The sequence below is a fragment of the Azospirillum sp. SYSU D00513 genome (genome assembly GCF_017356015.1).
In the GTDB taxonomy this organism is placed as follows: domain Bacteria; phylum Pseudomonadota; class Alphaproteobacteria; order Azospirillales; family Azospirillaceae; genus Azospirillum.
Genome location: NZ_JAFIQV010000024.1, coordinates 1 through 16,401, shown reverse-complemented (window position 1 = coordinate 16,401; position 16,401 = coordinate 1). Strand labels below are relative to the sequence as shown.

The 16,401-nt window shown below is 69.7% G+C and carries 8 protein-coding genes; 6 read left to right on the top strand and 2 right to left on the bottom strand.

The genetic code is table 11. The annotated features are described in order from the left end of the window. Positions 1-105: 105 nt before the first annotated feature. Complete coding sequence (locus JUB11_RS17975; protein WP_207459957.1) at positions 106-1,533, bottom strand: protein adenylyltransferase SelO; 1,428 nt, start codon at positions 1,531-1,533, stop codon at positions 106-108. 526 nt (positions 1,534-2,059) lie between these two features. Here JUB11_RS17975 and JUB11_RS17970 point away from each other — a divergent pair. The 6 genes from JUB11_RS17970 to JUB11_RS17945 all read left to right on the top strand — a co-directional run bounded on the left by JUB11_RS17970 (position 2,060) and on the right by JUB11_RS17945 (position 12,872). Beyond that, positions 2,060-3,655 (top strand): hypothetical protein, encoded by a 1,596-nt coding sequence (locus JUB11_RS17970; protein ID WP_207459956.1) that lies wholly within the window; start codon positions 2,060-2,062, stop codon positions 3,653-3,655. A gap of 78 nt (positions 3,656-3,733) precedes the next feature. Next, complete coding sequence (locus JUB11_RS17965; RefSeq protein WP_207459955.1) at positions 3,734-3,931, top strand: hypothetical protein; 198 nt, start codon at positions 3,734-3,736, stop codon at positions 3,929-3,931. Between the two features lie 23 nt (positions 3,932-3,954). Next, a complete protein-coding gene (locus JUB11_RS32825) occupies positions 3,955-5,700 on the top strand; it encodes a LuxR C-terminal-related transcriptional regulator (protein ID WP_348771460.1) in 1,746 nt (581 codons plus the stop codon). 26 nt (positions 5,701-5,726) lie between these two features. Continuing rightward, a complete protein-coding gene (locus JUB11_RS17955) occupies positions 5,727-7,667 on the top strand; it encodes an efflux transporter outer membrane subunit (protein ID WP_207459954.1) in 1,941 nt (646 codons plus the stop codon). A 4-nt stretch (positions 7,668-7,671) separates the two neighbouring features. After that, positions 7,672-11,523, top strand: coding sequence for an ATP-binding cassette domain-containing protein (locus JUB11_RS17950; RefSeq protein ID WP_207459953.1), 3,852 nt, complete (start codon positions 7,672-7,674; stop codon positions 11,521-11,523). Continuing rightward, on the top strand, positions 11,520-12,872 hold the full coding sequence (locus JUB11_RS17945) for an HlyD family type I secretion periplasmic adaptor subunit (RefSeq protein WP_207459952.1): 1,353 nt from the start codon (positions 11,520-11,522) through the stop codon (positions 12,870-12,872). Before JUB11_RS17950 ends, JUB11_RS17945 begins: the two co-directional genes overlap by 4 nt. Before the next feature lie 298 nt (positions 12,873-13,170). On the opposite strand, the gene JUB11_RS17940 is transcribed toward JUB11_RS17945, so the two are convergent. Then, positions 13,171-16,401 (bottom strand): hypothetical protein (locus tag JUB11_RS17940; RefSeq protein ID WP_207459951.1); only part of this gene is annotated, 3,231 nt, incomplete at its 5' end.

Sequence of the window (16,401 nt, the reverse complement as noted above, 5' to 3'; positions counted from 1 at the left end):
TCTCGTTCCCGGCAACCTCGCCGCCAGGACTAACAGCGTTGCGCGGGATCGGGCATGGCACGGCCCCCGGCGCGAAGGGTGTATGCCCTTGGCCAGGAGGGACGCTCAGGTGGCCGGCAGGGTCCCGTAGGCCTCGCCCATCACCCGGATGGTGTCGAGCTTGGCCTCGAACAGGGACCAGTCGTCCTTTTCCGCGATGGGCGCCCAGATGCGCTCGATCTCGTCGATCAGCAGGGTGCAGGGCTCCCCGGCGAAATAGGGATGGCCGAGGTTGGCGTCCTCGGACGGTGCGTAGCCCTCCAGCACCGCGCGCAGGGGCGCGAAATCCGGCCCGGCGTATTTGGCCGCTTCCGGACTCGACTCCGCCCGCCATTCCCCGGCGAGGCCGCCGCGCCAGTCGAAGAAGAAGCGCTCGTAGCCGGCGCGGCTGGCGCCCAGGAACCGGTAGACCTCCCGGATCAGCTCCCCGTCCGCCTCGTGCCCGTTTGAGGCCAGGCCCAGCCGCCGCAGGACCTCCGACCGCATGGCCGTCTCGAAGGCCGGGGCGAAGGCGTCCATCGCCGCGACCAGCGGCGCCTCCTCGCACAGGAAGCTCAGGCATTCGGCCAGCCGTTCCAGGTTCCAGTGCAGCACCGTCGGCTGACGGCCGAAGGCGTAGAGCCCGTTGCGGTCGAAATAGGCGGCGGTGAAACGCGGGTCGAACACCGGCAGGAAGCGGTAGGGGCCGTAGTCGAAGCTCTCCCCCGTCACTGTGATGTTGTCGGTGTTGAGCACCCCATGGACGAAGCCCGCCGCGTACCAGCTCGCCCCCATGCGGGCGACGTTGACGCAGGCCTCACGCAGCAGCGCCGCGGCGCGGGCGGCCGGATCGTCGTTCCAGGCCTGGGGCATGTAGGTGAGGATCGTGTAGTCGGTCAGGCGCTGGAGCCGCTCCGCGTCCTCGTTGAAGGCGTGTCGCTGGAAGGAGCCGATGCGGATGTGCGAATGGCTGAGCCGCACCAGCACCGACGACCGGGTCGGCGAGGGTTCGTCGCCGCGGTGCAGCGCCTCCCCCGTCTCGACCAGGCTGAAGCTCTTGGAGGTGTAGACGCCCAGCGCCTCCAGCATCGAGGTCGCCAGCACCTCGCGCACCCCGCCCTTCAGGGTCAGCCGCCCGTCGCCGCCGCGCGACCAGGGCGTCCGTCCGCTGCCCTTGGTGCCGAAATCCAGCAGCCGCCCGTCCTCCGGGTCGCGGAGCTGGGCAAAGAGGAATCCCCGCCCGTCGCCGAGGTCGGGGTTGTACTGCATGAACTGGTGGCCATGATAGCGCAGGGCCAGCGGCTGCGGCAGGTTGCCGGGCAAGGGCTCGAACCGGGCGAAATGGGCGATCCATTCCTCCGCCGTCAGTGTGTCGAGCCCCAGCCGTTCCGCCCAGCGCCGGTTGCGGAGGCGCAGGATGTGGGCCGGGAAGTCCGCCGGGCGGACCGGATCGAAGAAGCCGTCCCCAAGCTCCGGATGGCGCGGATCGGGGGTGTAGCGGGGGGAGACAGGCATGCCCGTTGCTTTCCTGGAAGGGGATCCGGCCAAGGATGCCGGATCCGGTCTTGGCCGCACGCGTTATGACGATCGTGTCCCGGGAGGCGGCGTCTGAAAGGGTTCTTGTGCTCCGGCGTGTTCACGTGGCCGGCTGTTCCGCGGCGATGTACAACGGATCAACATCTTGAGGTTGGCGCGGCTCTGCCAGCCTTTCTATGGTCATATAACGCCTGGACAGTTCCCACCCGCCATTCTGCTCCAGCAAAAGAGCACCAAACCACTGTGCGCAGGGCTCCGGCGTCCCCCGTTCTCGGACACCACCCCGGGGAACACAGCACCCATCCCTCCCAAGTCCCGTTCGCGTACCCAGATCCAGGGACCGGGCTTAGGAAGCAACGACCTGTGACGCCGCAAAACGTTGCATTTGTCACAACTTGTTGTATATCGAAGGTGTTATCCGGTGGTCGTTTCTGGCTTAATGTGATCGAGGAGCAGCCTGGACAAAATCGCTGTAGGGGCAAATCATTCGCGGAGGGAAGCCAGCATGTTGAAGAGCCCGACGCGTAAAGACACTCAGAGCCGCAACATTTCCCTCGCGGACCCGGCAGCCAAATCATCCAGCGCGCCAAGTATTACCGATGGAAGCCTGAGGCGTGTTTCGGATCTTCTGGCTCCGCTGGATCACGGCCAGAAGTTCAGCCTCTACAGGATGATTCGCGACGGCTCCCTTGAGGAGATGAGCGAGCCTGTCGCGCAACTGCTCGTTCAGATGCTCAACGGCCGCCGCTCGGAGCACGCAAGGCGTCTCTGGACCGGCTGGTTCGACGCCGTGATCGTTCGTGACGACGGCGTCTTCAAGAACGGGGTCCGCTGGTCCCATTGCGTGCATCTCGCCGATGCCGGCGCGTGGTGGCTTACCCTTTCGAACCGCATGGAGCCCGAGGTCCGGCGTGTTCAGGACAGAGTCGCCGAACTCGCCAGGAACCATCCTCTCAACGAGATTTTTGCTTCCGCCGAAGCCCGGATCTGGGCGGAAGAGCTGCGGGTGCGCAGCCTCGCCGTTCTCGCCAGGCTGCGCGCGAACCAGGCCGAAGCGGCTCAAGCCCTGTCGGAGGCGACCAACGCCCGCGCGCAGCTTCTCAAGCAGCACGGCATCCGGCAGCGCTCGGGCATGTCGCGCTCCGACCTGGAGATGTTCCAGATCCTCCTGGAAGCGGCCCCGGCCTGGCAGGACTGTCCCGTGCAGGCCATTCACCACGGCGACCCCGTGCGTCCGGCGCGCGACATGGTGCAGCGTGGCGATTGTGGAACCGTGGGAGCGGCGTATTTCGCGATGGCGGGGCTGCACCGCCGGAACGACCCCGCATCGGCGCGGCGGCTTTACCGTGCCTTCCCTCTGCCGCAGGTGAAGGAAGCCATCTTCGAACGGCTGCTGTTCGCCGCGGACGCTCTGGACGACGCCCTGAACAAAGCCTTTCTCGATGGCCCGTCCGCCACGCTCGCGCTCTCCAGGGAGGCAGGCGATCACCCGGCGGCGCGTTTCCAGGAGTTCCTCGCCTGGTACGACCTCATTCACGGGTTGGAACTGGCCGCCACCGACCGTGAGCATGGCTTGGTCCATCATGCCCTGCGCCGGCTGATCAACACGCTGCACGAGGATTGCCTGGCGGTGCTGTCGCGCCGGCTGCTGACGCTGACGACCTACAGCACGCTGGAACCGCTGATCGAGCGCGTGCAGTTCGTCAACGACTTCAGGCACCAGCTGGGACAGCGGGGCCTCGTGTCCTCGGGCCCGCCCTGGCGCGCCGAAGAAGGCCGGCATGTCGCCGCTCTGTTCCGGCAGGCGGCGGTGACCGGTTCGGCGGAGAGCCTGCCCTTGTTGAGCCGCCTCCTCGAACTCTCCGAACTGCTGGGCTTGCCGGTCGAGATCACGGCCCTGGATGTCGCGCTCGTCAGCGTGGTGGAAGGGGCGTTGCGCCGGCAAGGCGCGTTCGAGGCCGCGGAGGCGCATCTGATCGACAAGGTCATCGAAACCATGAGCAGGGAGCGGCGGCGCAACAAGTGGTGGGTCTCGCCCGAAGCGTTGAACCTGCTGAAAGCCGCCGAGGACGCGGGTCTCGAAACCCGGCGGGACCAATAGCCGAGGGAACGGGTGGAAGCGGTGAGTTGGCCCGCCAACCGGGCTTCGATGACGCCGACGCCAGAAAGAAACGCTGCCATGACTGCACTGGACACATTCCTCAAGATGCTTCTGCCACGCCGGACGGCCGGCGTCTTGCCCCGCGTGCCGGGGAACGGCAATACTGGCGCTTCGGCCGCGATGACTGCCGAACACCAGAATTTGTCCCGCCCGCTGCAAAGCGCGATGGATAAGATCCGCACCGTCATGGTCGACGAGACGCAGCAGCTGCAATGATCAGGGAGCGGAGCGGAGAATCGGTGCGATCCGCCCATGCGTCGGACGAGAATGGCTGTGACGCCGGTTCGGCGCGGTTTACGCGCCGGCAGCTGGAAATTCTCGCCCTGTTGAAGGCCGGCAAGGCGAACAAGGAGATCGCGTACCAGCTCGGCATCGGGATCGGGACGGTCAAGCAGCACGTCGTCGCCCTTTTCAAAAAGCTGAACGTCACGAACCGGGCCATGGCCGTGTCGCGCGGCTTCGGCCTGGCCACGGATGGCGGAGCCCTGAGCGGGGACGCCCTTTCGGCACCGCTCGACGTGTCCATCGAACTGCGGCCCGTGGTGGTCCTCAGCCTTGAGACGGACTCCCCCGGCTCGGCCGGGCTGCCGGACCATGCCCTGCAAGGCGCGGTGAGCGCGGCGGTGGCCGGCCTCGACGCCGTTCTGGTGGTGCCGCCGGATGGAGGCCTGGACGTCATCTTCGGGCTGCACTGCGTCGGCGAGGATGACGTGCTCAAGGCGGTTGCCGTCGCGCGCGCGGTCGCCAAGGACGGCCTGCGGCTGCGGGCGGGTCTCTCGGCCGGGTTCGTCATCGGCAGCATGCATCGCCATGGCGGCTGGACGGGCGAAAGCGTCGCCGGACGGGTCATCGGCGAGGCACGCGGCCTGCGCCGGGGGGCGGCGCTGGACCGGGTGTCCGTCGGCGAACGGGCGCGCTGGCTCATCGAATGCGCGGAGCGCGATCACGATGCGCCGTTGCTGGGCGGCCGCGGGTCCGAGTTCGACCTGAACGGCAGGCCGCGCGACCGCAGGCGCCGGCCTGGAAAGCCTCCGCGGCTGATCGGGCGCCAGGACGCCCTGGCAGGTCTCGACGCCGGCCTGATCGGCCTTGCCGCCGGATCCGGCGGCGTCCTCGCCATCCGGGGCGAGGTGGGGATGGGCAAGACCAATCTTTGCCTGAACCTGGAGGCCTTGTGCGATGAGCGCGCCATCCGCTGCATTCATCACCGCTGCGACGACGCGGCATGGTCGTTGGCCGACACGGTGAACGCCAGCATGCGCCGGCGCCGGACCGAAGGGGATCTGTCCGCCTCCCTCACGGTCGCGGCACGGCGGCAGCCGCTTTGCCTCATCGTCGACGACGCCGACCAGGCCGGCGAAGGGGATGCCGCGCTGCTGCGCCGCCTGATGGCCGCCGCGCCCCGCATGCCGCTGCTGCTCGCGGTGAGCGGCCGCCCGTCCCGCCTGGCCCCTCTGACGGAGGGTTGCGCGAGCACGGCGGTCCAGCTCGGCCGCCTGACGCCGGACGCCATCGCCAAGCTGGTGCTGACGGAACTTGGACGGACGCAGCCGTCCGAACGGGTCCAGACCATCGTCGAACTCGCCACTGGCGTGCCGCTCTTCGCCCTGGAGCTGGCGCGCCATGCCGGGCGCGCCGGCGCCGAGGCCGCCGAGTTGCCGTTGAGCTGCGCCGCCCTGGTGCTGGCGCGTGTCGACCGCACGCGTGTCGACCGGGCCATGCTGCGGCTGGTCGCGCAGAAGGGAGAGGCGATCCTGGCCGAACTGGCGGGTCAGTGGCCGGGCACCCCGGACGACTTGCAGGTCCAGATCCGGCGCGCGGTGCGGCTCGGCGTTCTCGCCTTGTCCGCCGATGAAGGCCGGGTGACGTTCAGCCACCCCATGATCGGCACCGTGCTGCGGCAGGTGCTGATGCCCGGCTGGTCCTTTTCGCCGGAAGCCACGCTTCCCCGGATGAGCCCCGGGAGCGGCGGGAAGGCAGCATGAAGGCACGAATCGCAGGAACGGCGCCCATGCACCGGTTGGTGGCCCTGGCGCTGGCCGCCGGCCTCGGCGCCTGTTCGCAGACGCCCGACTATGTCCGCCCGGTCCAGGACATGCCCCTCCGCTACGCGAACGCGGATGCCCCGGCCGAGGGCACCCCGGCCGAGGGCGCTCGGCCTGCGGACGTTCCAGCCGCGGCGACCTTGCCCGCCCCCCCTTCCAAATGGTGGACCGGCCTCGGGTCGCCGGAACTCGACGCGCTGGTCGAGGAGGCCCTGACGAACAACCGCGATCTGCGGGCGGCCCTCCACCGCGTCGCGCAATCCCGCGCCATGGCCGCGGTCGAGGGCGCGGCGCAGGGCCCCCGGCTCGACCTGTCCGGCGGCGTGACCGCCCAGGAGGCACGCGAGGAGTCCGGCAGCCGCTCCTCCTCGAACAACCGAAGCAGCTACCGGAACGCCGAGGCGGGCTTGGTCGCCAGCTATGAGTTCGACCTCTGGGGAAAGAACCGCGCCCTGGCCGATGCGGCGCTGGCCAACCTGCAGGCCAGCCTGTACGACCGCGAGGCGCTCGCGCTGACGCTGACCTTCGAGGTGACGCGCGCCTATCTCCAGGTCCTCCGCTCCGCCGACCGGGTGCGCGTGGCCGAGGGGAACCTCGCCAACATGCGGCAGGTCCTCGACACGGTCCTGAAGCGCGACGAGGTCGGTGAGGGGACGAAGCTTGACGTGGCACAGCAGCGCGCCTCGCTGCACCAGCTCGAAGCGACGATCCCGGTTCTCGCCCAGGAACGCGACCAGGCGGTCAATCTCCTGGCCACGCTCGTCGGGCGCGCGCCGGGGCGGCTCACGGTCACGGGGTCCACGCTGGAAGGGCTGCGGGCTCCGTCCCTGTCGCCCGGCCTCCCCTCGGACCTTCTCCTGCGCCGGCCCGACATCCGCAGGGCCGAGGCCACGCTGATCGGCGCCAACGCCGGCATCGGCGCCGCGCGCGGGAGACTGCTGCCGAGCTTCACGCTGACCGGCGAACTGGGCGTCAGCAGCGCCGAGATCGGGCTGCTCTCCCTGTCCTCGGGCGGCCTTTTCGCCCTGATCGCCGCCAACATCGGCGCCCAGCTGTTCGACAACGGCCGCGCGGCGGGCGAGGTCGCCTTCAGCGAGGCGCGCTTCCAGGAGCTTGCCGAAACCTACGGCGAGACGGTGCTGACCGCCTTGCGCGACGTGGAGGACGCGCTGGTCGCCGTCCGGCGCTCGCGCGAGCGGCTGGAGGCCCAGCGCCGTGCCGTGACGCACGCGCGGGAGGCCTTCTCGCTGATGACGATGGCCTTGCAGCTGGGCACGGTGAACGCCCTCCAGGTGCTGGAGGTCGAGCGCACGCTGAACGCAAGCGAGGACGACGCCGTCATCGCCCGCTACGGCCAGCTCGAAGCCTATGTGTCGCTGGCCCGTGCCCTGGGCGGCGGCATGGAGACGGCGGAGAGCGCCGCCCCGCCGCAGGAGCGCGCCGCCAACACCGAGACCCAGCTCCAGACACAGACACAGACTCAGGCCGAAACCGCCGCCATCCCTTCCGCGCCGCCTCCCCCCGCGGTGCCCGAGATCGCCTCCGCCTCGCGCCAGCCAGCCCCCTCCGCTGAAACGGGCGGGGTGCGCGTGGAAATCGACGCCTTCGGCAGCGAGGAACGCGCCCGCGAGCTGTGGAGCCGGCTTCAGGAAAGCTATCCCCCCCTGCTCGCCGGACGCGAACCGCTCTTCGTGGCGCGGGTGCAGCCGGGTGACGGGCGGACGCTGACCCACCTCCGGGTCGCCCTGCCCGACCGGGCGGAGGCGGTCCGCTTCTGCGAAACCCTCCACGCCGACAACCGCAAATGCACCGTGCTGCGCCCGCCCCGGACGGTTCCGGATGCCGCCGGCCGGCCGGCGGATGCCGTTGCCCAGCCGCCGGCCGGCCAAGACGGCCAGGAAGGATAAGGGCATGGATAGCCGCGGCAAGAACTTCTCGGCGGTGTTCGGGCGTTTCACCTCGCTCCGCCAGGCGCTGCCCGACCTGATAGCGGCCTCGCTGGTGATCAACATCCTGTCCCTGTCGCTGCCTCTGGTGCTGCTGCAGATCTATGACCGCATCATCCCGAACCATTCCTCCTCGACGCTGGTGCTGCTGATCCTCGGCCTGTTCGCGTCCATCGCGCTCGACACGGCCGTCAAGATGCTGCGCTCCTACGTCACCGGCTGGCTCGGCGCCCGGTTCGAGCATCTGCTGTCCTGCGAGGCGCTGCGCCGGCTGCTGAACGCCAGCACCATGGATTTCAGCCGCGCCGGGGCGTCGGTCCACCTGGAACGGCTGCGCGGCACCGGCCAGGTGCGGGACTTCTATTCCGGGCAGGCGATCCTGGGCCTGTTCGACCTGCCCTTCGTCGCCGTCTACCTGCTGCTGATCTGGGCGGTCGGCGGCTGGCTGGTCCTGGTTCCGGTCGTGCTTCTCGTCCTGTTCGTCCTGGTCGCCCTTCTGAACGGCCGGTTCCTGCGCGAGAGCATCAACGCGCACAGCCGCCACGACGAGCGCCGCTTCAGCTTCATCACCGACGCGCTGGAAGGCATCCATTCGATCAAGACGATGGCGCTGGAAGGCATGATGCTGCGGCGTTACGAGCTGCTGCAGCAGTCGAACGTGCAGTCGGCCTTCCGGGAGATGCAGCATTCCATCTTCGCGCTGAATCTCGGCTCGCTCTTCTCGCAGCTCACCACCGTGCTGGTCGTGGCGGGCGGCGGCTACGCCGTGATCACCGGCGACATGACGCCGGGCGGGCTCGCCGCCTGCGTGTCCTTCGCCGGCCGCTGCCTTCAGCCGGTCCAGGGCGCGCTGTCCACCTGGGTCCGCTTCCAATCCTTCTCGGTGGCCCGCGAACAGCTCGGCCGGCTGTTCGAAACGCCGCCGGACCCGCGCGTCGACGCTCCGCCTCTGCCGCCGGTCACCGGCGGGATCGTGCTGGAGGGTGTGGCCCTGCACCATCCCGGTTCGGCGCAGCCCCTGCTGTCGGGCATCGCCCTGCGCGTGGAGCCCGGCGAATGCATCGCCATCACCGGAGAGAGCGGTTGCGGCAAGACCTCCCTGCTCTCCCTGGTCGGCGGTCTGATCCTGCCGACGGCGGGCACGGTGCATGTCGACGGCCACGACCTGGCGAAGCATCACGGACCGAGCCTTCGCCGGCAGATCGCCTACATCCCGCAGCAGGCGACGCTGTTCGACGGCACCATTCTCGACAACATCACGATGTTCGACCAGGATCTGGAGACCAAGGCGCGGGAGATCTCCATCGCCGTCGGGCTCGACTCCCTGGTCTCGACGATGCGCGACGGCTACGACACGGTCGTCGGCAGCGGCGCGTCGGAGTCCCTGCCGGCCGGCATCAAGCAGCGCATCGCCATCGTCCGCGCCCTAATCCACGACCCCCGCATCGTCCTGTTCGACGAGGCGAACCTCTCCATCGATTCGGCCGGAGACGATCAGCTCCGCAAGTTCCTGACCGGCCTGAAGGGGAGCCTCACCCTCGTCCTCGTCTCGCACCGGCCGAGCCTGCTGCGCCTGGCCGACCGCGTCTTCATCATCAGGGACGGAACCCTGGCGGAGTCCGAGGCCGGCCAGCTGGGGCGCGGCGCCCCCACGGCCGAGATCATGACCCTGCCGGTGCCGGGCGAACGCCCCCCGGAGGACACCGAACTCACGAGTTGCCTGCTCAACCGCTTCCCCACGCCGAGCGACCTGTCGGTGGCGCTGGTGGCGCTGCTGACCGCGTCCGGATGGAGCGGCGACCCCAGGCATCTGGCCGAGGCGCTTCCGCATTTCTCCAACGATTTCGACCTGACGGATTTCCGGCAGGTCATGGCGAACCTGAACCACGCCAGCCGCACCCGACGGACCTCGGCGCGGTCGATCGCCGATCACGAGCTGCCCTGCCTTTTCCTGGCCCGCGACGGCCGGGCCTTCGTGCTGCTGCGCCGGGACCAGGGCGCGCTTCTCGCCTTCGATCCGCTGACCCTCTCCACCGGGCCGCTGCCCAAGGAGTCGCTTCACGGCGAGGCGCACATCTTCACCCGCAAGGAGCCGGCCGAGTCGGCGGCGAACGCCGCCGACCAGAGGAGCTGGGTCGGGAGGGTCCTGCTGCGCTTCCAGCCGCTGGCCTGGCTCATCATGCTGCTCACCCTGGCGGTCAATGTCCTGACGCTCGCCTCCGCGGGCTTCGTCCTGGTGATGTACGACCGGGTCCTGCCGACCGGCGACTTCGGCGCGATCCCCGCGCTCGCGGCCGGCGTGGTCATGGCGCTGGGAGTGGAGTTCGTGTTCCGCTGGCTGCGCGCGCGGCTGCTCGCCTACATCGGGGCGCGGTGCGACTTCGCCATCGGCAGCGCCATCTTCGGCCGTATCCTCGCCCTGCCCGCCTGGTCGACCGAGCGGGTGCCGGTCGGCTCCCAGGTGGCGCGCATCAAGGATTTCGAGTCCTTGCGCGAGATGTTCATCGGCCCCGTGGCGCTGCTGCTCTACGAGGTTCCGGCGGTGCTGGTGTATGTCGCCATGGCGGCCTACCTGAACCCCTCGCTCCTCCTGGTCGTCCTCTTCATGGTGGTCGCCTACGGGCTGCTCGCCCTGCTGAGCCAGCCGGGCCTGAGAACCCGCGTGTCGGCGGCGGCGCGGGCCAACACGATGAAGCAGGAATTCCTGGCCGACACGCTGGCGAAAATGATCGCGATCAAGGCGAGCGGCGCCGAGGAGGACTGGCTCGCGCGCTTCCGCCAGCTCTCCGGCAAGGCGGCGCAGGCGGAGCTGCTCTCCCAGCAATATTCCAGCCGCGTCGCACTCCTGTCCCAGGTGGTCGGCGCCGTGACCGGCGTGGGCGCCATCGCCCTGTCCGTGCTGCATGTGTTCCAGGGCTCCGCCAACATGGGCCTCGTGGTCGCGACCATGCTGGTCGTCTGGCGGCTGATCGCCCCGGTGCAGAGCGCCTTCATGTCGCTCTCCACGCTGGTGCGGGTGCGCAGCAGCGTCCGGCAGATCGACAACCTGATGCGGCTGCGTGGCGACCGCGACACCACCGGCAGCAACCGGCCGAAAGCCAAGTTGAAGGGCGCCGTCTCCTTCGCCCGCGTGTCCTTCCGCTATTCGAACGAGGCCGATCCGGCGCTGCTCGGCGTCAACCTGAACATCCCCGCGGGCTCCGTCGTCGCCTTCACCGGCCCGAACGGCGCCGGGAAGTCCACGCTGGTCAAGCTCGTGACCGGCGTCTACACGCCGCAGGCCGGCAGCGTGCGCATCGACAACGTCGACATCCGGCAGATCGACCCGAGCGACCTCCGCTCCGCCATCAGCTACGCGCCGCAGCAATGCGACCTGTTCTACGGCACCATCGCGCAGAACCTCAGGCTGGCCCATCCGCTGGCGAGCGACGAGGAGCTGCACTGGGCCTGCCGCATGGCGGCCGTGCTGGACGACATCGAGGCGCTGCCGAACGGGCTGGCGACGCGCATCACCGACGGCCAGGCGAACCAGCTTCCGCTCGGCTTCCGGCAGAGGCTGGTGCTGGCGCGCGCCTATCTCCGCCCCGCCCCCGTGCTGATCCTGGACGAACCGGGCAACGGCCTGGACGCCCGCGCCGACCTGGCCTTCCAGCACGCCATCCGCCGCCTGCGCGGGCAGTCGACGATCCTGCTCGTCACCCATCGGCCGAGCCATCTGCGGCTGGCCGACATGGTGGTCCTCATGGAAGGCGGCTACGTCCGCCAGATCGGTCCCTTCAAGGACATGGAAGCGAAGATCATGGGTGCCGTGTCGTGACCAGCCTCGAGCCCTCCAGCCCGTCCCCCCGGATCACCACCAGCGTGCGGCGCCGGCGCCACCTGATGGAGCCCATCGCCTTCGAGGAGGAGGCGATGCCCCGCTTCGTCCGGGCGGCCATCGCCGTGGCCGTGGCACTGGTCGGGCTGTCGATCCTGTGGGCGTATTTCACGCGCATCGACGAGGTCGCCCTCGCCCCCGGCGAGGTGGCGCCGGCCGGCGCCGTGAAGCCGATCGAGCATCTGGAAGGCGGCGTCCTGTCCGAGGTGCTGGTGCAGGAGGGCGAGCTGGTCGCTGCCGGCCAGGTCCTGGTGCGCATGGACCCGATGCAGGCGCGGTCCGAGCTGGCGCAGATGGAGGCGCGTCTCGCCGGCCTGATGGTGCGCGAGGAACGGCTCAAGGCCCTGGCCGAGGGGCGCAGCCCGGATTTCGGGAAGGTCGACGGCGGCTACCGGGAACTGTCCCTGGACCAGACGCAAATCTGGACCAACCAGGTCGCGACCCAGCGCACCGCGCTCGAGATCGTGGAAAGCCAGATCGAGCAGCGCCGCCGGGAACGGACGCAGCTTCAGGGCCAACTCGACATCGCGCTCCAGCATCTGACCATCACGAAGGCCGAACTGGCCATGCGCGAGAAGGGCGTCGCGATGGGCGTGGTGAGCCGGCAGGTGTTCTACGAGACCCAGCGCGCCAAGGTGACGGCCGAGGGCGAGGTGGAACGGCTGCGCGAGGAGATCCGCCGCTCGTCGGACGCGCTGGCCGAGGTCGAGCGGCGCCGCGCCAACCTGGGCCTGTCGCAGCGCCAGGACGTGCTGGCGGAAATGGGCACGGTGTCGCAGGAGATCGCGCAGGTCCGCAACGCGCTGAGCCGGTTGGAGGACCGTGTCCGCAGGCTGGACGTGCGCGCGCCGGTCGCCGGCCTGGTGCAGGACCTGAAGGTGCGCGCGCCGGGCGAGATCGTGCAGCCGGGCGGCCTGCTCATGCGCGTGGTGCCGGTGGACGAAAAGCTGATCGCGGAGGTGCGCATCTCCTCCTCCGACGTCGGCCACACCCGCGTCGGCCAGCCGGTCAAGCTGAAGATATCGAGCTACGATTACGTGCGTTACGGCGCGCTGCCGGGCGTTCTGCAGCGCGTTTCGGCGACGACCTTCGTCGATCCGGCCGGTGTGCCCTATTACAAGGGTGCCGTCGCCCTGTCGCAGCCCTATCTGGGGCCGGCCCCCGGCCAGCGCCCGATCCTGCCGGGCATGATCGTGCAGGCGGACATTCTGACCGGCAACAAGTCGCTGCTCGAATATTTGCTGAAGCCCGTCGCCGTGTCGCTGTCCTCTTCCTTCCATGAACGCTGATTCGCCGGTCGGGAGTGGGTGCGTTGCGCCCGTGCCACTTTTTGTAACTCTTGGCCCGTTTGGCTTTGTCTTGCCGCTCCGTTAGAAAGGGTTAGTGCCAAAGGGGTATAAGCGGAGCAGTTGTCGCGATGGCCACGGACCAGACCGGGGGCGGGGACGATCCCTCCTTCACCAACGACGCCGAAATCTTCGACGACCTGACCGCGCTCCGCCGGACCCGTGGCGAACGGCAGGAGCTGCCGCTGGAACATTCCGACCAGCGGTCCTCCTCGCCGGATTCGTCCGATCTGGTCAACGTTCACACAGGCACCAGAAGCATCAACCTCCTCCGGCCGCTGAGCGAGGAAGGCATCAGCGGCTCGCAGCTCGATGTCGAGCCGGACACGTTCAGTGCCACGCGCCAACCCGGCACCATCGACGGCCTGACCAGCGAACGGCAGGATCCGGTTCCGCCGACCGACATCCCCCCGGCCGGATTCCGGGCGGACCTTGCCAACGCACAGCTCGACATTCCACCCACCGCGGAAACGGCGGACCAGACCAGCATGCCCCCCGCGCCCGTGCAGCCCGCGAGCCTGGGCGGAGGCGGCACCGGCAACCCCGGCGAAGAGGACACCCAAACCAACCCGTCCGCCGCGGCGGCGGCCGACGCCTCCCCATCCTCGGCCGCGCTGGAGCCGCCGGTCACGACGGAACCGCCGGTCACCACGGAACCTCCCGTCACGACCGAGCCTCCGGTCACGACGGAGCCGCCGGTCACCACGGACCCTCCCGTCACGACGGAGCCTCCGGTCACGACAGAACCGCCCGCGACGACCGAGCCCCCGGTCACGACGGAGCCTCCGGTGACAACGGAGCCTCCCGTCACGACGGAGCCTCCGGTCACGACGGAACCGCCCGTGACGACCGAGCCGCCTGTCACGACAGAGCCGCCCGTCACCACGGAGCCTCCCGTCACGACGGAGCCTCCGGTGACGACAGAGCCGCCCGTCACCACGGAGCCTCCCGTCACGACCGAGCCCCCGGTCACCACGGAGCCTCCCGTCACGACCGAGCCCCCGGTCACGACGGAGCCGCCTGTCACGACAGAGCCTCCGGTCACGACGGAGCCCCCGGTCACCACGGAACCTCCCGTCACGACCGAGCCTCCGGTCACGACGGAGCCGCCGGTCACGACGGAACCTCCCGTCACGACGGAACCGCCTGTCACGACGGAACCTCCCGTCACGACCGAGCCGCCTGTCACGACGGAACCTCCCGTCACGACGGAACCGCCGGTCACGACGGAACCGCCGGTCACGACGGAACCGCCCGTGACGACCGAGCCGCCTGTCACGACAGAGCCGCCCGTCACCACGGAGCCTCCCGTCACGACGGAGCCTCCGGTCACGACAGAACCGCCCGTCACGACCGAGCCCCCGGTCACGACAGAACCGCCCGTCACCACGGAGCCGCCTGTCACGACAGAGCCTCCCGTCACGACCGAGCCCCCGGTCACGACGGAACCTCCCGTCACGACCGAGCCCCCGGTCACGACGGAACCTCCCGTCACGACCGAGCCTCCGGTCACAACGGAGCCTCCCGTCACGACGGAACCGCCTGTCACGACGGAACCTCCCGTCACGACCGAGCCCCCGGTCACGACGGAGCCGCCCGTCACGACAGAGCCTCCGGTGACAACGGAACCTCCCGTCACGACAGAGCCTCCGGTGACAACGGAACCTCCCGTCACGACCGAGCCTCCGGTCACGACGGAGCCCCCGGTCACCACGGAACCTCCCGTCACGACCGAGCCTCCGGTCACGACGGAGCCGCCGGTCACCACGGAGCCTCCCGTCACGACGGAGCCTCCGGTCACGACAGAACCGCCCGCGACGACCGAGCCCCCGGTCACGACAGAGCCGCCCGTCACCACGGAACCTCCCGTCACGACAGAGCCTCCCGTCACGACCGAGCCCCCGGTCACGACGGAACCTCCCGTCACGACAGAGCCTCCGGTCACGACGGAACCTCCGGTCACCACGGAGCCTCCGGTCACGACAGAACCGCCCGCGACGACCGAGCCCCCGGTGACGACGGAGCCTCCGGTCACCACGGAGCCTCCGGTCACGACGGAACCTCCGGTCACCACGGAGCCGCCTGTCACGACGGAACCTCCGGTCACGACGGAACCGCCCGTGACGACGGAGCCTCCCGTCACGACGGAGCCGCCCGTCACGACGGAGCCTCCGGTGACAACGGAACCTCCCGTCACGACGGAGCCTCCGGTCACGACGGAACCGCCCGTGACGACCGAGCCGCCGGTCACGACAGAACCGCCCGTGACGACCGAACCTCCCGTCACGACCGAGCCTCCGGTCACGACGGAGCCCCCGGTCACCACGGAGCCTCCCGTCACGACCGAGCCTCCGGTCACGACGGAGCCCCCGGTCACCACGGAACCTCCCGTCACGACCGAGCCTCCCGTCACGACGGAGCCTCCGGTCACGACAGAACCGCCCGTGACGACCGAGCCGCCTGTCACGACGGAACCGCCCGCGACGACCGAGCCCCCGGTCACGACGGAGCCTCCGGTCACGACAGAACCGCCCGTGACGACCGAGCCGCCTGTCACGACGGAGCCTCCCGTCACGACGGAGCCGCCTGTCACGACGGAGCCCCCGGTGACGACGGAACCTCCCGTCACGACGGAGCCTCCGGTGATAACGGAGCCTCCCGTCACGACGGAGCCTCCGGTCACGACAGAACCGCCCGTGACGACCGAGCCGCCTGTCACGACGGAGCCCCCGGTGACGACGGAACCTCCCGTCACGACGGAGCCTCCGGTGACAACGGAGCCTCCCGTCACGACCGAGCCTCCGGTCACGACGGAGCCTCCGGTCACGACGGAACCGCCCGTGACGACGGAGCCTCCCGTCACGACGGAACCGCCCGTGACGACGGAGCCTCCCGTCACGACGGAGCCGCCCGTCACGACGGAGCCTCCGGTCACGACGGAACCTCCGGTCACCACGGAGCCGCCTGTCACGACGGAACCTCCGGTCACGACGGAACCGCCCGTGACGACGGAGCCTCCCGTCACGACGGAGCCCCCGGTCACCACGGAACCTCCCGTCACGACCGAGCCTCCGGTCACGACGGAGCCCCCGGTCACGACGGAGCCCCCGGTCACCACGGAACCTCCGGTTACGACCGAGCCTCCGGTCACGACGGAACCTCCGGTCACGACAGAACCGCCCGTGACGACCGAGCCGCCTGTCACGACAGAGCCGCCCGTCACGACGGAGCCTCCCGTCACGACGGAGCCTCCGGTCACGACAGAACCGCCCGCGACGACCGAGCCGCCTGTCACGACAGAGCCGCCCGTCACGACGGAGCCTCCCGTCACGACGGAGCCTCCGGTCACGACAGAACCGCCCGCGACGACCGAGCCCCCGGTGACGACAGAGCCGCCCGTCACCACGGAGCCTCCCGTCACGACGGAGCCTCCGGTCACGACAGAACCGCCCGTCACGACCGAGCCCCCGGT